Source organism: Alicyclobacillus sp. CIJ1 (genome assembly GCF_057538885.1).
This window is the reverse complement of record NZ_BAAJPH010000067.1, coordinates 275,816-296,635: the sequence shown is the minus strand read 5'-3', so window position 1 is coordinate 296,635 and position 20,820 is coordinate 275,816. Positions and strand designations below refer to the sequence as shown.

Annotated in this window: 19 protein-coding genes and 1 tRNA gene; 9 read left to right on the top strand and 11 right to left on the bottom strand. The window is 62.3% G+C overall.

Going from position 1 to position 20,820, the window contains the following annotated elements; all coding sequences use genetic code 11:
• Nucleotides 1-62: 62 nt before the first annotated feature.
• Nucleotides 63-902 carry a mechanosensitive ion channel domain-containing protein gene (locus AC27E8_RS04835; RefSeq protein ID WP_487098287.1) on the bottom strand — a complete coding sequence of 280 codons (840 nt, stop codon included), beginning with the start codon at nt 900-902 and terminating at the stop codon, nt 63-65.
• 88 nt (nt 903-990) lie between these two features.
• Complete coding sequence (locus tag AC27E8_RS04830) at nt 991-3,108, bottom strand: peptidoglycan D,D-transpeptidase FtsI family protein (RefSeq protein WP_487098289.1); 2,118 nt, start codon at nt 3,106-3,108, stop codon at nt 991-993.
• Between the two features lie 228 nt (nt 3,109-3,336).
• Here AC27E8_RS04830 and AC27E8_RS04825 point away from each other — a divergent pair, with 228 nt between their 5' ends.
• From AC27E8_RS04825 to AC27E8_RS04800, 6 genes are all read left to right on the top strand, one after another.
• Nucleotides 3,337-4,632: an O-antigen ligase family protein gene (locus AC27E8_RS04825; RefSeq protein WP_487098291.1), complete on the top strand. Its 1,296-nt coding sequence runs from the start codon at nt 3,337-3,339 to the stop codon at nt 4,630-4,632.
• The gene (locus AC27E8_RS04820; RefSeq protein ID WP_487098293.1) at nt 4,629-5,882 is read left to right on the top strand and encodes a glycosyltransferase family 2 protein; all 1,254 of its coding nucleotides are present in this window, start codon (nt 4,629-4,631) and stop codon (nt 5,880-5,882) included. The genes AC27E8_RS04825 and AC27E8_RS04820 overlap by 4 nt, the downstream gene beginning before the upstream one ends.
• A 12-nt stretch (nt 5,883-5,894) precedes the next feature.
• Nucleotides 5,895-6,617, top strand: a complete 723-nt coding sequence (locus tag AC27E8_RS04815; protein ID WP_487098294.1) for a DUF1345 domain-containing protein — start codon at nt 5,895-5,897, stop codon at nt 6,615-6,617.
• A 35-nt stretch (nt 6,618-6,652) separates the two neighbouring features.
• On the top strand, nt 6,653-7,030 hold the full coding sequence (locus AC27E8_RS04810; protein WP_487098295.1) for a hypothetical protein: 378 nt from the start codon (nt 6,653-6,655) through the stop codon (nt 7,028-7,030).
• A gap of 101 nt (nt 7,031-7,131) precedes the next feature.
• Nucleotides 7,132-7,383, top strand: coding sequence for a hypothetical protein (locus AC27E8_RS04805; protein ID WP_487098297.1), 252 nt, complete (start codon nt 7,132-7,134; stop codon nt 7,381-7,383).
• Between the two features lie 164 nt (nt 7,384-7,547).
• Complete coding sequence (locus tag AC27E8_RS04800) at nt 7,548-8,666, top strand: nitric oxide synthase oxygenase (RefSeq protein ID WP_487098298.1); 1,119 nt, start codon at nt 7,548-7,550, stop codon at nt 8,664-8,666.
• Here the strand turns inward: AC27E8_RS04800 and AC27E8_RS04795 are convergent.
• Together AC27E8_RS04795 and AC27E8_RS04790 are read right to left on the bottom strand one after the other, a co-directional pair.
• Nucleotides 8,663-9,601, bottom strand: a complete 939-nt coding sequence (locus AC27E8_RS04795) for a slipin family protein (protein WP_487098300.1) — start codon at nt 9,599-9,601, stop codon at nt 8,663-8,665. The two genes, AC27E8_RS04800 and AC27E8_RS04795, sit on opposite strands and share 4 nt — an antisense overlap.
• Nucleotides 9,602-9,623: 22 nt before the next feature.
• Entirely contained in the window at nt 9,624-10,505 is an 882-nt protein-coding gene (locus AC27E8_RS04790; protein ID WP_487098301.1) for a hypothetical protein, read from the bottom strand.
• Between the two features lie 296 nt (nt 10,506-10,801).
• On the opposite strand from AC27E8_RS04790, the gene AC27E8_RS04785 reads away from it, so the two are divergent.
• Together AC27E8_RS04785 and AC27E8_RS04780 are read left to right on the top strand one after the other, a co-directional pair.
• Nucleotides 10,802-10,886, top strand: a tRNA-Leu gene (locus tag AC27E8_RS04785).
• 102 nt (nt 10,887-10,988) lie between these two features.
• Nucleotides 10,989-11,522 carry a 3H domain-containing protein gene (locus AC27E8_RS04780; RefSeq protein WP_487098303.1) on the top strand — a complete coding sequence of 178 codons (534 nt, stop codon included), beginning with the start codon at nt 10,989-10,991 and terminating at the stop codon, nt 11,520-11,522.
• Between the two features lie 10 nt (nt 11,523-11,532).
• Here the strand turns inward: AC27E8_RS04780 and AC27E8_RS04775 are convergent, their stop codons facing one another.
• The 5 genes from AC27E8_RS04775 to polA are packed head-to-tail and all read right to left on the bottom strand — an operon-like array spanning nt 11,533 to nt 17,576.
• Nucleotides 11,533-12,801 (bottom strand): MFS transporter, encoded by a 1,269-nt coding sequence (locus AC27E8_RS04775; protein ID WP_487098304.1) that lies wholly within the window; start codon nt 12,799-12,801, stop codon nt 11,533-11,535.
• A gap of 12 nt (nt 12,802-12,813) precedes the next feature.
• A complete protein-coding gene (locus tag AC27E8_RS04770; protein WP_487098306.1) occupies nt 12,814-13,473 on the bottom strand; it encodes a lytic transglycosylase domain-containing protein in 660 nt (219 codons plus the stop codon).
• Nucleotides 13,422-14,054 carry a dephospho-CoA kinase gene (coaE, locus tag AC27E8_RS04765; RefSeq protein WP_487098307.1) on the bottom strand — a complete coding sequence of 211 codons (633 nt, stop codon included), beginning with the start codon at nt 14,052-14,054 and terminating at the stop codon, nt 13,422-13,424. The genes AC27E8_RS04770 and coaE overlap by 52 nt, the downstream gene beginning before the upstream one ends.
• Nucleotides 14,051-14,908: a bifunctional DNA-formamidopyrimidine glycosylase/DNA-(apurinic or apyrimidinic site) lyase gene (gene mutM / locus AC27E8_RS04760; RefSeq protein ID WP_487098309.1), complete on the bottom strand. Its 858-nt coding sequence runs from the start codon at nt 14,906-14,908 to the stop codon at nt 14,051-14,053. Before mutM ends, coaE begins: the two co-directional genes overlap by 4 nt.
• A 13-nt stretch (nt 14,909-14,921) precedes the next feature.
• Nucleotides 14,922-17,576, bottom strand: a complete 2,655-nt coding sequence (polA, locus tag AC27E8_RS04755; RefSeq protein ID WP_487098311.1) for a DNA polymerase I — start codon at nt 17,574-17,576, stop codon at nt 14,922-14,924.
• A gap of 609 nt (nt 17,577-18,185) precedes the next feature.
• On the opposite strand from polA, the gene AC27E8_RS04750 reads away from it, so the two are divergent.
• Nucleotides 18,186-18,500 (top strand): chorismate mutase, encoded by a 315-nt coding sequence (locus tag AC27E8_RS04750; RefSeq protein ID WP_487098313.1) that lies wholly within the window; start codon nt 18,186-18,188, stop codon nt 18,498-18,500.
• 54 nt (nt 18,501-18,554) lie between these two features.
• Here AC27E8_RS04750 and mdh read toward each other — a convergent pair whose 3' ends face one another.
• On the bottom strand, nt 18,555-19,490 hold the full coding sequence (gene mdh / locus AC27E8_RS04745) for a malate dehydrogenase (RefSeq protein ID WP_487098314.1): 936 nt from the start codon (nt 19,488-19,490) through the stop codon (nt 18,555-18,557).
• A 12-nt stretch (nt 19,491-19,502) separates the two neighbouring features.
• Nucleotides 19,503-20,801, bottom strand: a complete 1,299-nt coding sequence (gene icd / locus AC27E8_RS04740) for an NADP-dependent isocitrate dehydrogenase (protein WP_487098316.1) — start codon at nt 20,799-20,801, stop codon at nt 19,503-19,505.
• Between the last annotated feature and the right edge of the window lie 19 nt (nt 20,802-20,820).

The following is a 20,820-nucleotide window of genomic DNA, read 5'->3' as shown; positions in this document are numbered from 1 at the left end:
CCTCATGCGTCCTGCACTTCGATTCTAGTATACAGAAGGAGATCAAGGCGAAGGGTCACCGCTCACGTTTGCGCCCGAAACGCCGCGATGGCCTCGCGAACGACCTCGAGATCGATCTCGGCCGGAATCTCCACCTGTACGGTGTACGTATCCGTGCCAAACTCCCGGATGGCGAGTGTCGCCTGCCCTCCGGTCATCTCGATCATCTTCGCCTCGAATTCGCGAAACGAAATGGCATACGGCAGCGGGACCGTACACAGCTTGTTCCCTTCGCGCGCGCCCACCGTGATGGCGGAACTCACCACCGACGCGTTCGGCAGAACGCGGCGGACGCCGCCCTCTTCGAGGATGGTATGATACCAATTCACGTCTACGACGGTGCCGCTGTACTCGACGCCGCCGAACAGATACGTGCGGAAGCTGACGTATTCTCCGAGCTGAAACGGCCGGACCGCAAACAGTACCAGTCCCGCGATGAGATTCGCGAGCGTCGACTGCGCACCCACGCCGACAATGACGCCCGTCACCGCGCCGCCGACGAGAATGCTGCCGACCTTGACCTGCAGCAGATTGAGGCCAATCACAAGGACAAACACGTAACCCACCGCGCTCAGCGCCCGATTGATCACGCTCAGTACGCGGATGTCCGCGCTCGGGTGCCGAGCCGCCATGGCGTTAACCGTGCGGCGAAGCTGGTTGACGACCAAGGCGCCCATCACAAACCAGACGAGCGCGATGCCCCACTCGATGATCTGCCGGTCCAGCGAAGGCAGCGACTGAAGCCGCTCCGACTCGCGCCCGAGGTACGCGGCCACCGCGAGCGCCACCAAGAGCACCAGATACATCGTGAACCGCCGCCACCCGGCGGACCTACGGCGGAACCCTTCCGTCAATGAAGACACCTCGGATCTCAAGACTCGAGAAAGGCCACAGCGGATGATCGCTGTGGCCACACAAGTACCCCCATGATAGCGCAGGAACGGATGGCCATCAATGGCTCTGCTCCGGCAGCAGGTACGCGGGCGACTGAGTCCAGTTGGACGGAATGGCCGTGTTGGTCCACTGGCTCTTCGGCATCCAAGGCTCGTGATGCTCGTCGAAATACGCATCGATCATCTTGCGCGCCAGGATGGCCGAAAAGCTCGCGCCGTAGCCTCCGCCCGGTGCCATCACCGCCACCGCCACGAGCGGGTGATTCAGCGGCGCGTAGCAGATGAACACCGAGTTGTCGGTGCGGTGTCCGTTGATGACAATCTGCGCCGTCCCCGTCTTTCCAGCGGCCTGATAGGGCGCTCCCAGGAAGGCGTAATACGCCGTGCCCGCCGGATTGGACGTCACGCCGTACATGCCCTGTTGAATGAGATCCCACTGCCACGGCGCGGCGCTCACGCGGCCGAGAATCTGCGTCTTGTACGTGAAGATGGGCTTTGCGCCCGAGTTCGGCGTGCCGTTCGGCGCATAGACGTTCTCGAGCAAGTGGGGCTTGAGCCTGAGCCCCTCGTCCGCCAGCGTCATGGCGTAGACGCCGAGCTCCATGGGCGTGAACATCTGCGACTGGCCGATGGCCGCGTCCGCCAGGCTCGCTGGCGAGCCGTAGTTCACATACTTTCCGGTCTTCGCGATGGACGCCTCGCTCGCCTGCAGATTGTACGGCACCTGGATGTTGCCTTTCCGATAGTCCTCAATATAGAACTCGCCGTGCTCCTCGAAAGGCAAGTCGATGCCGGTCAGCGTGCCGAGGCCGAAGTCTTCCTCTTCCTGAAACATCGCGTTGATGCCCTTCACAAAGTCGGTATCCAAGTAGTTCTGATAGCTGCCGTCCGAAGCGGGATACGTCCCTCCAGACGTCGGGCTGGACCCAAACCACTTACCAAGGTGCAGGCCAAGCTCGTAGAAAAACACGTCGCTCGACACCGTGATGGCCTCGATGGGGTTCACCCAGCCAAACACGAATCCCTCGTCCTCGTTTTTGCGCTGTGTGCCGATGTAGATGTACCCGTCGTCCAAGATCTCGGTCTTCGGCGTCACCACGCCCGCCTTGAGCGCCGCCAGCATGTTCGCCGGCTTCACCGTCGAGCCGGGATAGTTGAACGTGTCAATCACGTTGTTCAGCTGAGCCCCTGAGGTCTCCAGATAATGGACGTGATTGACATATGTGCCGTCTGTGTACCAGTTGGGGTCCAGATACGGATAGCTCACCATCGCGATCACGCCGCCCGTCTTGACGTTCAGCATTACCGCCGCGGCGTCCGTGATATCCTGCTTGTTCGTCTGCGACGAGTCGATCATGTTCTGCAGGAGTTCCTGCGCCACCGCCTGCTCATGCCCGTCGAGGGTGAGCTGGATGTTGTCCCCGTTTTGCGGGGCAATCTCGCCCACGCTGCCCACGGCCGTCCCGCTCGACGTGACCGTCACCAGTTCATAGCCCGGCTTGCCCTGAAGGAGATGCTCATACTCGTACTCAATGCCCGTTTCGCCGACCTGCTGGCTGTACAAATACCCCTTGTATTGGCTCACGTTCTGAGCGGTGATGGCGCCGACATAGCCGAGCACTTGCCCGGCGAGATCGCCATATGGGTACTGGCGCTCGTAATCTTGGACCACCTGAATGTTCGGCAACTCGCTCTGGTGCTCGACCACGTACGCGACCTGCGCGTCGGTCACATTCCGGGCGAGCGTGACCTGCAGGGCCCCTGGGTCGCTCTGCATGGCTTGATACAGGGCCTGCGGCGTCGTCTGAAGCACGGGCGCGAGGATGGACGCGACGCGGTGCATCTCCGCGTCCGAGATCTGCGTGTAGCGATTGAACTGAATCGTGAGGACGGGTTTGTCCCACGCCAGCACTTGGCCGTTGGCGTCGTAAATCCAACCGCGCTGCGGGAGGATGGGTACGCGGGCGTATTGGGTCAATTGTTCCGAAGCGCGAAACGAGGCGCCCTTCACCACCTGCACGTACGCCAAGCGCAGAATGAGCGAGGTGAACGAGAGAAACACGAGGCTGTACACGACGTGAACGCGGAAGCGGCGCCGCTTCGCAATCTTCGCCGGATCGGGCGGCGCTACGGCGCCATCCCGGCGCTGTGCGCGCTTCGTTCTCGACCTTCGCACGGCATCTCACTCCGTCCCTCAGTCTCTACTCTTGCTATTTAAATCAGACCCACCCCGCCCAGCGCAAGTTCAACCGCTGCCACGCGATCCGCCCGGCGATCTTCGTCGAAACGTTTGCCAAAATGTCGGAAACGCGGCGTATGCGCCCCGCAGATTTTCGGGTAGAATGAGTATAGTGTGGTTCGCAGGACGAGCCATGTCCGAATTTCGAGTGCTAGGAGTGCTGGCATGTCGCGAGACGATCCAGGCTCGGTCCTGTTGTCGTTCGACGCGAGGGCGGCGCAGGGCAAGCGCGTCGCCTATATGGCGGTCTATGCGCTTGGCGCGTTTGCCATCATCAACCAAGGGTTGGGCGTTACATTTTTGAACCCCATCGCCAATGTCTGGGGTGTATTTCCGGTCTTCGCGCTCGCTTGGGCAGCGCTGGTGCGCCGCGCATACGGCGTGGAGCGTTCACAGCCTGCGTGGGCGAAGTACGCATGGTGGTACGTAGTCTATACGCTGGCCCTCGTGCTGGCAGATCTCAAGCATCCCGTTCTCGCCCTGAACGCGTGGACGGTGGACGTGGAATACATCTTCGTTGGCCTGCTCGTCCCGCTCGCCCTCGACGCGGAGGACACCCTGAAGCTGTTCTATGGCGTGATCGCCATGTCTATGCTGATGGGTGTAGACGGTTGGTTTCAATTTCTCATCAAAGTGCCCATCCCGAGCCAGTGGCTCGACGTGGGCGAGCACGTCAGGACCCGCGTGTTCACGGTGATGAAGTCGCCGGCGGAATTCGGCGCGAATCTGGAGCTCACGCTGCCCCTGATGCTTGGCCTCTTCGCCGTCGATCAGGACAAGCGGCGTCGCAGGGTGTATCTGGTGGGCGCCTTCGTCGCGCTGGGCGCGCTTTTCATGACGTATGATCGCGGCTCCTGGCTCGGTCTCTTCGCGGCCGCCGTCCTGGTTTCCGCGGCGTTTGAGCGGCGCCTCCTGCCCGTTTTGGGGGGCATCGCGGCGTTCGGGCTCTGTGTGCCGTCCCTTCGACACCGGGCGCTCGACCTGTTGAATCCGGTCTACTTCGTGAAGTCGTCCGCAGGCGGGCGCATGGCGCTTTGGCAACAGGCGTTCGACGTGATGTCCCGAAACCCGCTCTTCGGCTCCGGGCTCGGGTACTACGGCGGCTATGTGGCGACGTCCCATAGTTTTTCCGCGTTCTCCGACAATTACTACGCCAAGGTGCTCGGGGAGACCGGTATTCTCGGATTGGTGCTGTTCATGGCCATGCATGTGGCCATCGTGCGCGAGATGATTCGATGCGTACGGCGATCGACGGGCGGCTCCCGCCTGTTGGCGCTCGGAGGGCTGACCGGGATCACAGCCATTCTGATTCACAGTTTCGTCGAGAATCTGTTTGAATACAATTACACTGCAAGCTTGTACTATCTGCTCGTGGGGCTCTTGTTCACGTGGGGTCGCAGCTTGCCAGAGGCGGATGAGACGCGCAGCCGCTGGCGGAAAGCGAGGATGTCGGACGAATGACACTCATGTACTTGCTCTGGGACACGTTCTATGACGCGCTGAAGCTCGTCACCGGCCTTGTGGCGCTGTACCAGATTGTGCTGTCCGTGTACGGCATCTGGCACCGGAGACGGCCCATCACGCATGCGCCGCAGAAGCGATTTGCTGTCATCATCCCGGCGCACAATGAGGAGTGCGTGATCGGCCCGCTCCTCGAAAGCCTGAAGCGGCAGACGTATCCCGCGCACCTGTACGACGTGCACGTCATCGCGGACAACTGCACGGACGGCACCGCGGAGCGCGCGCGGGCGCACGGCGCGATTGTCCACGTGCGCGAAAACCGCGCGGAACAGGGTAAGGGGTACGCCATCGAGTGGATGCTCTCGCGGTTGAAAGAGATGGGCGCGCGCTACGATGCCATCGTGATGTTCGACGCGGATAATTTGGTTCATCCGGACTTTCTCGCCATCATGAACGACCACCTGTGCAGTGGCGATCGCGTCATCCAGGGATATCTGGACACCAAGAATCCCTTCGACTCGTGGATCAGCGTGTCGCTCGCCATCTCCTATTGGTTCGACAACCGGCTGTGGCAGTACGCCCGCGCCCGCCTGCATCTGCCATGTACGCTCGGCGGGACCGGCCTTTGCATCGATTATCCGCTGTTGCAGGAGATGGGATGGAAGGCGACGGGCCTCACCGAGGATCTGGAATTCGGGATCCGCTGCGTCCGCCGGGGAATCATCCCCGTCTGGGCCCACGACGCGCGCGTCTACGATGAGAAGCCGACGAGCTTCGCAGCGTCGTTCCGCCAGCGCCTGCGCTGGCAGCAGGGGCATTTCCAATGTGCACGTGAACATCTGATCCCGATGTTCCTCGAAGGGCTGCGCGAACGGAACCTGGCCAAAATCGACATGGCCATTTACCTGTTTCAGCCCATGAGATCCATGCTGTTGTTTGTGGGCGCGATGATTGTGGTCGGCCTTCACTATCTCTCGCCGGATCCAACCGATGCGGCGTCCAACCCGGCCGCGCTCATGGTCACGAATCTATGGGTCGCGGTAAACGTCATCCTGTTCCTGGAGGTTCCCCTTGCGCTGCTGCTCGAACGGGTGAACTGGCGGGCGTATTTTGCCCTGCCCCTCCTTCCGTTCTTTCTCTGGACCTGGGGCCCCGTGACGCTGCAGGCCTACTTCACGCGGAGCAACCGAACGTGGTACCACACGGTGCACAAGCGCGCCATTCGCCTGGATGAGCTGCGCGAGCGATGAGGAGGCGGAACAGTGAACCGAGCCCCCCGCGGTTCCCATGACGATTCGCGCAACCACGCGCAGCACAGCTCTCTCGAGTCGCGTATCGAGGCAGAAATCGACGAGATCGCCCACTATGCGCGGCGCGTGCCCCGTGCGCTTTTTTTCGGAGCGCTTGTGCTCATTGGCATTCTGCTCACCATCGCGTCCATGGTGATGCACATTGCGCCGTGGTGGATGAGCGCGGGATTGTTTGCAGTGCTCGTGGCTCTTCTCGCCGCGGCCATTTGGCAGGAGCACGACGTGTGGGCGCGCCGACTCGCCCTCACCACCATCTCGGTCCTCACGCTGTTCCTCGTCGTGAGCATCACCTACTTAGTGCACGCGCTATTCCACGAAAACATCTCGGCCGTTGCGCTGTTTCGGGACGCATTGTTGCTCTGGGTGACCAACATCTTCGTCTTTGCCGTGTGGTATTGGGAGATCGACCGCGGGGGACCCATTCGGCGCCACCGAGGAAACCCCGATCCGCCGGACCTCCTTTTTCCGCAGATGATGGCCGACGTTCCCGGGTGGAACGGCTGGCAGCCGACGTTCATCGATTATCTCTACCTCGCGTTCAACACGAATACGGCCTTCAGCCCGACCGACACCGCAGTGCTGTCCCGCCGCATGAAACTGCTTATGATGACGCAATCCGTGCTCGCTCTCGTCGTGGTCGCCGTGGTCGCAGGGCGCGCCATCAATATTGGATGATTGCGATTGGATGGTTGGATTGCCAATTTGCGAATATGGAAGTGATCGTCATCAAAGTGTTGAAGAAGTTCAACAACTGGCTTGGCGACCACCTAGCCTATGGCCTTTCCACCATGGCCTGCTTTTACATCGTCTTCGCCATCTGCGTACTGCCGCTTCTGATCGAGAGGCCCCAGACGCTGATCGGATGGGTGCAATATATCATTCAAAGCATCTTTCAGGGAGCATCGTTGCCCGTCTTGGGCTATGTGGCTCGGAGCGTGGGAGACAAGCAGGAACGCGTCATTCATCAGCGACACGACATGCTCATCGAGGAGCTCAACAAGCTGCGGGACGATCTCGACGCAACTCGCGAAGAGAACCGGCAACTGCACGGCTTGCTCAAGGAAATCCACCACACCATCAAACCTTGAGGTCTTCCACGGTGAGGCGGTTTGAGCCTATTTTAAGAACTTTCCCCTATATTGCTGGTAGGCCAACCTGGCCAAACTTAGCCATTGAGGTGGGGGTTACCATGAAAAAGTCGATTCTGGCAAGCGTGGCTGCGCTGACGCTGTTTGCAGCGCCGAGCGTTGCGTTTGCGGGAACGGAAAAGGCTGCGCATCCTGCTCATGCGGTTGTACACGTGCACAAGGCCAAGACGAGTGCGGCGCACAAGGCGGTGGCGAAGAAGTCCACCAAGACTGCTCCGAAGAAGACCGTCGCCAAGAAGCCGGCGAGCCACAAAACTTCGAGCAAGAGCACATCGAAGTCGAAAAAGAAGTGAGCTGAAGCGCGGCGAGCCCATCGCCGCGCTTCTCATTTCTGACATGTTTGCCGAGGGCGAGACCGCCACGAAAAGTTGACGAAACGCCGAACACCGCCCTTCCCACGGCCCGCGCCTTTGGAGCACGCGTCGAGCTTGGCTAGAATGGGTGGGGGACGGTGAAGATGCGGATGAACCCACTTTGGAACGAAGCGCGCGCCTTTCTCGAGGTGTGCTATCGAGAGCTCGGCAAAAGCGAAGCCGATATCGAGCGTCGGCTCGACGAGGTGCGGCGCCAGATCGACCGCGACGGCACCTATGAGCACACATTTGAGGAGCTCGAGCACGGCGCGCGCATGGCGTGGCGGAACAGCAACCGCTGCATCGGCAGACTGTTCTGGCAGACGCTCCACGTGTTCGACCGACGCCACCTGAAAGGACCACGCTCCATCTTCGAGGCCGTCTGCGAGCACCTCGATTTCGCGCAAAACGGCGGCAAAATTCGCCCCACCATCACCGTGTTCGCCCCGGCCTCGCGAGAGCGCGAAGTGCGCATCTGGAATCACCAGATTGTACGCTATGCGGGTTACGAAACCCCGCGAGGCATGGTGGGCGATCCGGCCTCCGCAGCCTTCACCCGCGTCTGCCAAGGGCTAGGGTGGCGTGGAGCAGGCACGCCGTGGGACGTGCTCCCCGTGGTCATTGCGGACGGCGAGGCGTTAGCCTGGTTCGATCTGCCGCGCCATCTCGTCGTCGAAGTGCCCATCGAGCACCCCGAGCACCCGGGCATCGCCGAACTCGGCCTGCGCTGGTACGCCGTGCCGGTCCTGTCCGACATGGCGCTCATCATCGGCGGCATCCGCTACACCGCCGCCCCGTTCAACGGCTGGTACATGGTCACCGAGATTGGCGCGCGCAATCTCGCCGATCCGTTTCGCTACAACATGCTCCCGGCCGTCGCCGACGCGCTGGGCCTCGACCGATCGAGCGACGCGACCCTGTGGCGGGATCGCGCGCTGGTGGAACTGAACGTCGCCGTGCTCCACTCGTATCGCAAGCGAAACGTCACCATCGTCGACCATCACACGGCCGCGCGCCAATTTGCCTACTTCGAACAGCTCGAGCGAGACGCGAACCGCCGCGTCACGGGCGACTGGACCTGGCTCATCCCGCCCCTGTCGCCAGCCGCGACGCACATCTTTCACAGCGGGTACGACAACGACTTTGTGCTGCCGAATTTCGTGCGCCAGCCGCGCCCCTACCCAGCACCGCACTTCCGCGCCGATCCGTCGATGTTCCGTTAACCGCGGTCCCCACCGCGACGCAGCTCCTCCATGCGCTCGGCGTTCGCGACGCCAAGCCACGTGCCGAGGTTCATCGCGTCCGAGAGCGCGCTCGGCACGACAATCATGGACGCCTTCTCCTTCAACCCCTCGTACAAGATGTTCATGGCGCGCAGCTGAAGCGCGACGGGATCGCTGTGATACAACCTCGCCGCCTCTAGAAACGACTCAGCCACCTGAACCTCGGCCTGGCCCAGGATGACCCGGGCGTTTCGCTCGCGTTCCGCCTGCGCCGCGCGGGACATGGCGTCCTGGAGGTTGCCCGGAATCTTGATGTCGCGGATCTGGACGCTCTGAATTGAGATCCCCCAAGGCCCCGTGCGCTCGTCCAGAAGGCGCTTCAGTTCGGCATCCATGGCCTCGCGGCTCGACAGCATATCTTCCAGCATCATCCGTCCAATCAAATCCCGCAGGGCCGTCTGCGCAGCCCAAGAGAGCGAATATTCGTAATCTGCCACCTGCAGCGCGGCTTTCTCCGCGTCCACCACGACCCAAAACAGCACCGCGTCGATGTTAACCGGGACCGTGTCCTTGGTCAGGGTTTGCTCCGCGGTGAACGTCGTCGATCGCACGCGCAGATCAATCCAATCCGCCACCGTATCCACGACGGGCAACAGGAAAAAGGTTCCAGGACCCGCGAGTTGGCGAAACTTCCCGAGGCGCAGCACGACCGCCTTTTCCCATTGGTTGGCGACATGGATCGACGCCGAGATGGCCCAGCCCACCAACAGAATCACCAGGCCGAGCGCGATGCCCATCACGCGATGCGTCCGCCCAAGGCCCGCCGCTGTGGCGATGGCGCCAAGCACGAACACCACGAAAATCAATCGTTGCACACCGGCCACGCGCCGCATGCGCATCTCCTCCTTCTCCGGCAGAAGCCGGACGGCGTTCACGCCACCGTGCTCTCTCACGAGGTCAGGATGGCACGGCTTCGACAAACTGCACGATGCCTCGCGCCGCATGCGTTTGCCACGGCAGGAAGGATCGCTCGATCACGACAGGCGGCATCACCTCGAATCCCTGTGCCCGTCCGGAGGCGAGCACAAGCGCGGGTTGAAACACCAGTCCCTGCTGGACCGTTCCCAGATGCGGTTGAAGGAGATACTCGAGCACGGCCGTCTGCCCGGGCTTCAACGTGACGGGCAATCTCATGCGGTGGGCTGCACCTGGCGTCTCAGACACAACCACCCTCACGCCTGAAATGCCGTCGTCTCCGGCCTGCCAGAGCCCCAGGATGCGCACAGGCGCCTTCGTTTCGTTGCGAAGCTGCAGCGTGACAGGATTCTCCCGCATCACGAGTGGCTCCTGAATTTCTCCGGAGGCAAACGAGAAATTGAGCCAGTCGACCGAGCCGCGGATGATGCGGCAAGTCACCCTTCCATACGGAAGTATGCGCTTCCACGGTCCGGCATTCACCAGAAAGCCCATTCGCTGATCCCGATAGCTCCTCGGAAACCGCACGGACAGGGCGAGCCGGCACAACTGATACGAGACCCCGTTCTCGACATCGACTTCGTGCGTGAGCGTCGACTGGACCACTTCAAAGTCGCCCGCCGGGATCGGCTCTAGGTCCAGCGCGTCCGGCGCAGTGGTCGCGGCCGTCCACAGGTTGTACGTGAGCACCAGGGGCTTCCCCGAATCCACGACGGCGTTGACGCGCCATCCCGCTTGCGCCCACCACTCGGCCTCGCGGGCCCTTGGCTCGGCCCGCCGAGCCCAAAGCCACGAACCGAAGGCGAGAGCCAACAGCACCGCTATCACGGCCGCAGCGAGCGCCCCCTCGCGACGCTCCCTCATGCCACACGCTCCTCGCTGAGAAGATCCATGGATCGCTGTGTACAAGCATGTCGCTGGTTGTAGATCATCGTAACGTTCCCTCCGCGCGGTGTCCAGATCCGTCCTCAAATGCCCCGTCGACATGGACAGGCATCGACCGGGATGGGTTCTCAGGCCGCAGCCTATGTACACCGAGGGCCGGCACACATGGCTTTGTCGTCGCAAGGTGATTTTCCTGAAACCGATGCGCTTCAGATGGCTTGACACGTCCGTCCGAGGCGACTATAATCATCATCGTGACTCGCTTTTGAAGCCATGTCGAGATGGCGGAATTGGCAGACGCGCACGTTTGAGGGGCGTGTGGGGTAACCCGTGCGGGTTCAAGTCCCGCTCTCGACACCAGAAGAGCACAAGGCGGAAGGGTTCGGAGACATTCCGAACCCTTTCTTCTTATGGGGGACCGACGTGATCGGACGCCACGATTCGCAAGAAAGGAGTTCAACCATGCCGACGGAGCGACAGTTGCGCCTGCTGAACATGCTTCAGCGCGCCGAAGCCCCCATACCTGGGCAAGCTCTCGCGGAGGCGCTTGGCGTCACGCGACAGGTGGTCGTACACGAGATTGCCCTCCTGCGCGCGGCTGGCGAACCCATCTACGCCACGCCCAAGGGATACTGGCTCAACCGCGCATCCTCCGGTCGAGAAACGGTGCTCGCCGTCTCGCACACGCCGGAGCAGACCCAAGACGAGCTGTACGCACTTGTCGATCACGGCGTGCGCGTGCTCGATGTCCGCGTGGAACACGCCATTTACGGTGAAATTGTGGGCCAACTGCTCATCACGTCGAGGCGCGACGTGGACGTGTTTCTTGAGAAAGTGCGCGCAGAAAAGGCGGCGCTTCTCTCGAGCCTCACCGGGGGCTTCCATTATCACCGCGTGCAGTTTGACCGAGAGGATCAGCTCGCCGAAGCCTGCGAGGCGCTGCGCAGGGCTGGGATCCAGGTCATGACAGACCATCTATCCAATCAAACCCTCTGACCTTCGGTCTTCACACCCGCTCGGCCGCATCGTAGGCCCGAAAGAAAACCCCGTACAGCACCGTCGAGACGAGTTGCAACCCAGCCGCAAAGACGAACGGAAGGGCCAGGCTGCCTTCGTCCAACAGCCATCCGGACAGCGTTGGCCCCACCGCCGAAGCGGCTCGCGTGAAAAACGAATTCATGCTCAGTGAGAATCCACGGCGATCATCGCCCGTGAGGCTCGCGCCGAGCGCGGATCGAGCGCCCTGCGTGCCGCGGCTCAGGGCGGATCGCGCGGCATACAGGATAGAGGCCAGTGCGAACGTAGGCATGAATGGGAGCGCGCACATCAGGCCCACCCCCGCGAGCCGAAGCCAGACGACCGCGCGCACCATGCCGACGCGGTCAGCCAAGTACCCGGAGAAGAGCGCCGCAAACCCTGTGACGACGAAGGACGCCGCCATTGTTCCCCCTATCTCCCCGCTCGTCGCGCCGAATTTCGTCGCGAACCAGTAGGACATCATCGGGCCCACAAAGCCGACGCCGAGCCCGTTCAGCAGATTGACCAGCGCGAGCCGAGCGATGTTCCGGTTCTCGTGCTGTCGCTGCGGATGGCGCCGAAGGCGTTTCGGTTCCGATTCGGGTCGGTCCAGTGCTCGAGCGGTTGAGTCCTGCTCGCGCACGTCGTGAACCCGTCGAGCGTCCCGGTCTCCCCCTGGCGTGATCCACACAAGGCCCGCGCAGGCGAGCGAAAGGCCGGCAATGCCGCAAAAGAGCGGTCGAAACGCGAGGGCTCCAGGCAACGCGTTCCGCCAGACATGATCCAGTCCCGCGAGCAGGCAACCTGCGGCCACGCCGAAAAAACCAATGGCCGTGTTCGCGCTGAACACGCGGCTGCGCCGATCCCGCGGAATGTTCTCGGCCATCCACGCCTGTTCCACAGGCGTAAACGGCCCCGCCGCTCCATTTTGCCCGCGGCCGAGGCCTGTGAGCACGATGGCGACCGACAGCAGGGTCGGATTGCGCGAAAGGGCTACCACAAGCGCCGCCGCGCACGTCATGAGCTCGTAAGCGAGCAGGAAGGGCTTTCGCCCTATGCGATCCGACAAGGGGCCGCAGAGCAAAATCAAGACGGCCCCCACCACACCGGCCGCAGACAGGACCCCGCCAATCGCCGTGGCGCGCCAGCCGAGCGCCTTGAGCAGGAGGGCCATATCGACGATGGCGATGCCCTGCCCCACGCTCCGCAGTGCCCGCGCCCCTTGCAGACAGGCTACCGCTCGGTTTCGACTCTCCACCTTCACCGCCTCCTAACCCTTCTGAGGCAGGCGCCAGGCGGGATCTCCCCCGTAGATTTTCTTGTACAAATCGTAGTTGTAGAAGACGCGATCGACGAAGTGGCGCGTCTCCCCGACGGGGATCTGATCGATGTCCTGGAGCTTGCCGTTCCACACCCCATCCTTCAGCCACTGGGACACGCGCCGCGGGCCCGCGTTGTACGCCGCGACCGCCGCCACGACGTTGCCGTGAAAGTCGTCGATCAGGCTTTTTACGTACCAACTGCCTATCAGGATGTTGTACTCGGGGCTCGCGAGCTTTTTCGCGTCCTTCGGCAGCTTGCGAAGGGCGCCACCCGATCCCGACGTCTGATTCCGCAGCATCTCCGCGATCCACTCGGCTGTCTGAGGCATGAGCTGCATCAGCCCTACGGCACCCGCGTGCGAGACGTCCTCGGTCCGAAACTTGCTCTCCACGCGGATGATGCTCGCAATGAGCAGCGGATCCACGTCCGCAAACCGTGCCGATTGTTGGATCTGGACCTGGTACTGGATGGGATACATCAGGCGCCAGAAACCGTTGGTCGAGATGGTCACGAGGACGGCGACGAGCAGAACCCCCGCGATGAGCTGGCGAAGGCTCAGCGACAGGAAGAAGGGCCGCTTCGGCTTTCCGCCCGAAGTTTTTGCCATAGCGCCTGCACCTGCTCTCGCGTGAATTCCAGCGGTCCGTCGTTTTCGATGACGTACGTGGCGACGGCCCGCTTTTCGTCGATGGGCATTTGGGCCTGTATCCGTCGGAGCGCCTCCTCCTCGCTCAAGCCGTCCCGTTCCATCACGCGCCGGAGCTGCGTCGCGGGACTCGCATACACGACGACGATCTCGTCCACAAACCGCTTCGCCGTCCCCTCGATGAGCAATGGCACGTCCCACACGACCGGTTCTCCAGGGTGATCTCTCCAATAATCCGTCGTCTCCTGCCACATGCCCTGCTGCACGCGCGGATGCACGATGCGATTGAGTTGCAGCCGCTTCTCCTCGTCTCGAAACACGATGGCCCCAAGCTTCTTTCTGTCCAGCGTCCCGTCGGGCTGCAACACGTCTTCTCCAAACACTTCCACGATGTCGCGAAGCCCGTCGCTTCCGGGTTCGACCACCCGGCGCGCCCACACGTCGGCGTCCACGACGAACGCGCCGAGATCGCGCAGCATCTGGGACACCGTGCTCTTGCCCGTGCCAATGCCCCCGGTCAAACCGATGATCTTGCCTCTCACGCGTTCACCCCCGTTCCTATCGGTGCGGCGACGGAGATGGGCTGACACGCCGGACACACGTGCGTGCCACGGCCCGCCACCTTGATCTTCTGAATTGCTCCGCCACAACGCGGACAGGGCTTGCCTTCGCGCCCGTAGACCGCCAGTTGAATCTGAAAACCGCCATGCCGGCCATAGCCGTCGCGAAACGATCGAACCGACGATCCGCCCTCCCGGATGGCGCGCGCGAGGACGGCGCGGATCTCGCGAAGGAGGCCGTCAAGCGTTTCCTCGCCCACTGCCCCCGCAGGCGTCAGTGGGTGAAGCCCCGCGGCAAACAGCGCTTCATCCACGTAGATATTGCCGAGCCCTGCAATCTGCCGCTGATCCAGCAGCAGGCTCTTGAGAGGGGCGCGGCGACCCCGCCAGCGATGTCGAAGAACCGCGCCGCAGAGCGCCGGATCGAACGGCTCCGGTCCAAGCTCCGCCAGCCCTTTGGGCAGGGGCTCGCCTTCGAGGACGGCATCCATCGTGCCGAACTGGCGCACGTCCGCATAACGCAACTCGCGGCCCGACGCGAGGCGGAACACCACATGGGTGTGCGGAAGCTCCGGTTCAGCCGGATCCGCCACGGTGTAACGGCCCTCCATGCGCAGGTGAGAGACGAGAAGCACGCCATCCAACTCGAACAACAAATACTTGCCCCGCCGCCCCACGCGGCAAATGCTCCGATCCTTGAGCCGCTCGACAAAAAGGCTAGGCGAAGGATGGCGCACGATGCGCGGCAGGCGGACCGCCACGTCGAGGATCACATCCCCCTCGATGAGCTCCGCGAGATGGCGTCGGACAGTCTCCACCTCGGGCAATTCCGGCACGTCCCATCCCCCCTCACTTGGCGTCGTACCACGTCGGGCCGTACGCAGTATCCACCTTGAGCGGCACAGACAAGGTCATCGCGTTTTCCATGTTGTCCCGAACCAGCACTTCGAGCGCGGCCAGTTCGTCCTTCGGGCACTCGAAGATGAGCTCGTCGTGCACCTGGAGCAACATGCGCGCGTCCATCTGCGCGTCGCGCATGGCGCGATCGATCCGCACCATCGCGAGCTTGATCAGATCCGCGGCGCTGCCCTGGATGGGCGTGTTCATGGCGGTACGCTCGGCGAAACTTCGGAGCTGATAATTGCGGCTGTGGATGTCCGGCAGATACCGCCTGCGGTTCATCAGGGTGGTGACATAGCCGCGCTCGCGCGCCTGCTTGACGATCTCGTCCATATATCGCTTGACACCCGGAAACTTCTCAAAATAACTCTCGATGAAGCGCTTCGCCTCTTTCTGCGGAATGTTGAGGTTCTGCGCGAGCCCAAAATCGCTGATCCCATATACGATACCGAAATTGACCGCTTTCGCCTGACGGCGCATTAGGCTCGTCACCTGCTCCGGCGGCACCTCAAACACGTCCGCGGCCGTCCGCGTATGGATGTCCATGTCGCGGCGAAATGCGTCGATGAGCGCCTCATCGCCAGACAGATGGGCGAGGATCCGCAATTCGATCTGTGAATAGTCGGCCGCGAAGATCACCCAATCTTTGTACGTCGGCTCGAACACCTGGCGCAGTCTGCGCCCTTCCTCGAGCCGGATGGGGATGTTCTGCAGATTGGGCTCGCTGCTCGACAGTCTGCCGGTCGCCGTGAGCGTCTGATGAAACCGAGTGTGCACGCGGCCCGTCTCCTTGCGGATGACCTTCAGCAGGCCCTCTACGTACGTCGACTGCAACTTCGCCAGCAGGCGGTAATCCAAGATCTTCTGCACAATCTCGTGCATCGGGGCCAGCTTTTCAAGCACGTCGGCGCTCGTGGAGTAGCCGGTTTTCGTCTTCTTCAAGGCCGGCAGCCCCAGCTTGTCGAACAGGATCTCGCCGAGTTGTTTCGGCGAGTTCAGATTGAACGAAGTGCCCGCGAGATCGTAGATCTCCTCGGTGATGCGCTTGATCCGCTCCGTCAATTCCTGCCCAAACGCCACCAGTTTCTCGCGATTGACGTAAAACCCCGTGATCTCCATCTTCGCGAGTACGAACGCCAGTGGAAGCTCGACCTCTTGGTAAAGACGCTCCATCTCCTGCATGCGAATCGTGTACGCCAACGATTCGAAGAGCGGAGGCAGTTGAGACGCGGTGTAGGCGAGCCACTTCTCGCGCTCGCCCTCTTCCAACGCGGGCAACTCCTGCCCACGCTCGCGGGCGAAGACATCGGACAGTTCGACCTCGCCGTCCTGCGGATTAAGCAAGTACGCGGCCAATTTGACGTCCTGCCACCCGCTTGCCGACGTCAGCCCGATGCCGTGTGCGTCCAGCGCGAACGCCATTGACTTCAGGTCGAACGCCACCTTCGGCCGATCCGACACGAGCCACGGTCGGACATCGCTCAACTCCAATCGCTCGCCGAAGCGAACATAGTACGCGCGTTTTGGCGTCGCGACGGCCATGCCGCGGATCTCCGCCCGGTGATAGTCCGGATCTGCCAAGTCCATCATGACGCCGACCGGTTCACTGAACGACGATACAATTTCCTTCCAGATCCCCGCATCCTCAATCAAGCTGTACGCGAAGGAGCTCCACTCGCTCAACGCGCTACGCGCGTCCGCCGGTGAAGGAGCCGCCGTCGAATCGTGGCTCATTTCCTCGGAAATTTTGTCGACGAGGGATCGGAAGTCGAGCTCGCGGAACCAGGCGATGGCGCGGGCGGGATCCGGTCCTTCGTATCGCAGCGCCTCGAGATCCACCTCGATGGGCGCATCGCAGGCGATGGTAGCGAGGCGCTTGGAGAGGAACGCGTCCTCGCGGTGCTGCTCGAGGCGCTCTCGCAGCTTCTGGCCCTGGACCTCATCCAGGTGCTCGTACACGCCTTCCACCGTGCCAAAGGACGCAAGCAGCTTGAGCGCCGTCTTTTCGCCCACCCCGGGCACCCCCGGAATGTTGTCGGACGGATCGCCCATCAGACCCTTCAGGTCGATGACCTGCGCGGGCTTAAGCCCCGGATAACGGCGAGCGACGGCCTGCTCGTCAAAGTGCTCCATCTCCGTGATGCCCTTTCGCGTCAGGAGCACGTGAATGCGACTGTCGACCAACTGCAACAGGTCCTTATCGCCCGAGACCACGCGCACGTCAAAGCCAGCTTCCGCTGCACGCTTGGCGAGCGTTCCGATCACGTCGTCGGCCTCGTATTGGTCGATCTCGATCATCGGGATGGACAGCGCCTCCAGCGTGCGGCGCGCGAGCGGAAACTGCTGCACGAGCTCGTCGGGCGTCTCCTGGCGCGTCCCTTTGTACGCCGCAAAATCAGCATGACGAAACGTCGTCTTAGATTTATCAAACGCGACGGCCAGATGCGTCGGTTTTTCGTCCGACATCAGCCGCAAGATCATCGTCGTAAAGCCGTACACGGCGTTCGTGGGCGTGCCGTCCCTCGCGGTGAGCGGCGGCAACGCGAAGAACGCTCGATACAAGATGCTGTTTCCATCAATCAACACGAGTTTCGACGCTGGCATAGGCCACCCCAGACTTCGCGCCGTTTGGCGCACTTTTGTCCCGCTCCATTCTATCACATTCCCCTTGTCGGCCCGCGTCGTCTTGTGGCGGCACGAAAACGGCCTCACACCCAGCGGTACGCACGCCGCGTTGACAAACTTCACCGAATTGATTATGATGTTCACAAAATTCATCGAGCGAAGGCCATGAAGGAGAGAGTACGTCCGCCGGGGCGGTGCAGAGAGCCAGTGGAAGGTGCGAACTGGTCCGTGGCGCGGACGGAAGTTCACTCTGGAGCCGCCTGGTGAACCGGACGCGATGAGCGCTTCGCGCGGGCCGCAAGTAGCCAGCGCCGGTAGGCGAACACCTACCGTTATCCCAATGAAGTGAAACGCGGGTGCGCAGGCGCCCGTCGCAGGGTGGTACCGCGAGCGAAGCTCGCCCCTCACGGGGCGGGCTTTTTTGTTTGACCGCCCGGCCCAGGACGAGGCGCGAGAGGATCCCGGGCTGCCTCTGCGCCCAGCGCCTTTCGAATCAGGGTGGTACCGCGGGCGACGCCCGCCCCTCACGGGGTGGGCGTTTTGCGCGTCCATGCCTGCTCATTTCACACGCGAAGGGAGAGAGCCGAAGTGCAGCGCCCACTTAACGAGGAAATCCGCGAGCTACGCAAAGCCATTGACCACATCGACGAGCACATCCTGACGCTCTTGGCCCGGCGCTTCTCCATCGCAGACGAGATCGCCGAACACAAGGCGCGGCGAGGCCAAGCGATTGTGCAGCCCGAGCGCGCGCAACAGGTCCGCGCGCGATACCTTCAATCGGGAGCCGCGCTGGGCCTCAGCCCGACCTTCCTCGCCGCGCTCTGGAAACTGGTGCACGACGAGTCCTGCCGGCGTCAGGCGGAGCACGTCAAGGCGCTCGAGCGCTCCCAGCAGAGCGGTTGACATGCGAAAAAGCCAAGGGACGTATGCCCTTGGCTTTCACCTGCCTGCTCCCTGTCACGAGATCACGGAGATCAGTCGGCGCACGGATTCGGCCGACTTGTCGAGCGCCGCCTTTTCCTCCGGCAAAAGCTCCAGCTCCAGGATGCGCTCGATGCCGCTTTTGCCGAGCACCGTCGGAACGCCGAGCGTGAGATCTCGATAGCCGTACTCCCCTTCGAGATACGCGATGGCGGGCAACACGCGGCGCTTATCTTTGAGGATGGACTCTGCCATCTGCAGAAGCGATGCGGCCGGGGCGTAATACGCGCTCGCGTTGCCCATCAGGCTCACAATTTCGCCGCCGCCGTTCCGGGTGCGCTCGACGATGGCGTCAATCCGCTCCTTGGGGAGCAGCTTTTCAAGCGGCACGCCGCCGACGTTCGCGTAGCGGACGAGCGGCACCATGTCGTCGCCGTGCACGCCGAGAACAAAGCCGTGCACGTCCTCCACCGACACGCCGAGCTCCATGGCCACGAACGTGTTGAATCGGGCCGTGTCGAGCACGCCGGCCTGACCGATGACGCGCTGTTTGGGAAATCCGCTCGTCTTGTACGCCACGTACGTCATGGCGTCCACAGGGTTGGAGAGGACGATGAGACAGGCATCCGGCGAGTGCCGGACCACCTGCTCGGTGACCGACTTCACGATGTTCGCGTTCGTCGTGACGAGATCGTCCCGGCTCATCCCCGGCTTGCGCGGCAGTCCCGCCGTGATGATGACGAGATCCGATCCGGCGGTATCCTCGTAATTCGACGTCCCCACGACGCGCGCGTCGCTCCCAAGCACGGGCATGGCCTCGAGCATGTCGAGCGCCTTGCCTTTGGTGGGATTCTCGAGCGACGGAATGTCCAAAAGGACCACGTCTCCGAGCTCCTTGACCGCCAGCAAAAACGCTGTGGTGGCGCCCGTGAATCCGGCGCCGATCACCGAGATTTTCTTCCTCTCCACCATGCGAACCGCTCCTCAGTCCATATTTTTGATGATGTGATCGCCGAACTCGGAGCACTTCACCTCGGTCGCGCCCTCCATCAAGCGGGCGAAGTCGTACGTCACGATCTTCTGCGCAATGGTCTTCTCCATCGCGCGGGTGATGAGATCGGCAGCCTCCTGCCAGCCCATGTACTCGAACATCATGACGCCCGAGAGAATCACCGAGCCCGGGTTCACCTTATCGAGCCCCGCGTACTTCGGCGCCGTGCCGTGCGTCGCCTCGAAGACCGCGTGCCCCGTTTCATAGTTAATGTTGGCGCCCGGCGCAATGCCAATGCCGCCGACCTGCGCGGCGAGCGCGTCCGAGATGTAGTCGCCGTTCAGGTTGAGCGTCGCGATGACGTCGTATTCGGCCGGACGCGTCAGGATCTGCTGCAGGAACGCGTCGGCGATGACGTCCTTCACGATGAGCTTGCCGGCCTCCACGGCCTCCTTCTGGGCCGCGTCCGCAGCCTCCTGACCCTTCTCTGCCTTGATGCGGTCGTACTGCGCCCACGTGAACACCTTGTCCGAGAATTCGCGCTCGGCAAGTTCATAGCCCCAGTTCTTGAACGCGCCCTCGGTGAACTTCATGATGTTGCCCTTGTGGACGAGCGTGACGCTCTTGCGGTTGTGGCGCAGGGCGTACTCAATCGCGGCGCGCACCAAGCGCTCCGTGCCCTCGCGCGAGACGGGCTTCACGCCGATGCCGGACGTCTCCGGGAAGCGGATCTTCTTGACGCCCATCTCCTTCTGGAGAAACTCGATGACCTTCTTGACCTCCGGCGTACCCGCCTGCCACTCGATCCCGGCGTAGATGTCCTCCGAGTTTTCCCGGAAGATCACCATGTCCACGAGTTCAGGATGTTTCACGGGCGAAGGAACACCCTGGAAGTAACGCACGGGGCGCTGGCAGACGTAGAGGTCCAACTCCTGGCGGACTGCCACGTTCAGCGAGCGGATGCCGCCCCCCACCGGCGTGGTCAAGGGACCCTTGATGCTGACGATATATTCCGACAGCGCCGTCAGCGTATCCTGCGGCAGCCATTCGCCAAACATGTTGTACGCCTTCTCGCCCGCATACACCTCGTACCAGGCGATCTTGCGCTTTCCGCCGTACGCCTTCTGGACAGCTGCGTCGAACACGCGCTGCGCAGCGCGCCAGATGTCCGGCCCTGTGCCGTCTCCTTCGATAAACGGAATAATTGGGTGATCCGGCACGTTCAGCTTTCCATCCACCAACGTGATGGGTTCGCCCTCCGTCGGCAGTGAATACCTCTCAAACGTCGGCATGGCAGGCCCTCCCAATCTC

Excerpts from the sequence above, each read along its gene's own strand:
- AC27E8_RS04825 (WP_487098291.1), top strand. The coding sequence starts at position 3,337 with ATGTCGCGAGACGATCCAGGCTCGGTCCTGTTGTCGTTCGACGCGAGG.
- AC27E8_RS04820 (WP_487098293.1), top strand. The coding sequence starts at position 4,629 with ATGACACTCATGTACTTGCTCTGGGACACGTTCTATGACGCGCTGAAG.
- AC27E8_RS04810 (WP_487098295.1), top strand. The coding sequence starts at position 6,653 with ATGGAAGTGATCGTCATCAAAGTGTTGAAGAAGTTCAACAACTGGCTT.
- AC27E8_RS04805 (WP_487098297.1), top strand. The coding sequence starts at position 7,132 with ATGAAAAAGTCGATTCTGGCAAGCGTGGCTGCGCTGACGCTGTTTGCA.
- AC27E8_RS04800 (WP_487098298.1), top strand. The coding sequence starts at position 7,548 with ATGCGGATGAACCCACTTTGGAACGAAGCGCGCGCCTTTCTCGAGGTG.
- AC27E8_RS04790 (WP_487098301.1), bottom strand. The coding sequence starts at position 10,505 with ATGAGGGAGCGTCGCGAGGGGGCGCTCGCTGCGGCCGTGATAGCGGTG.
- AC27E8_RS04780 (WP_487098303.1), top strand. The coding sequence starts at position 10,989 with ATGCCGACGGAGCGACAGTTGCGCCTGCTGAACATGCTTCAGCGCGCC.
- AC27E8_RS04770 (WP_487098306.1), bottom strand. The coding sequence starts at position 13,473 with ATGGCAAAAACTTCGGGCGGAAAGCCGAAGCGGCCCTTCTTCCTGTCG.
- polA (WP_487098311.1), bottom strand. The coding sequence starts at position 17,576 with ATGCCAGCGTCGAAACTCGTGTTGATTGATGGAAACAGCATCTTGTAT.
- mdh (WP_487098314.1), bottom strand. The coding sequence starts at position 19,490 with ATGGTGGAGAGGAAGAAAATCTCGGTGATCGGCGCCGGATTCACGGGC.
- icd (WP_487098316.1), bottom strand. The coding sequence starts at position 20,801 with ATGCCGACGTTTGAGAGGTATTCACTGCCGACGGAGGGCGAACCCATC.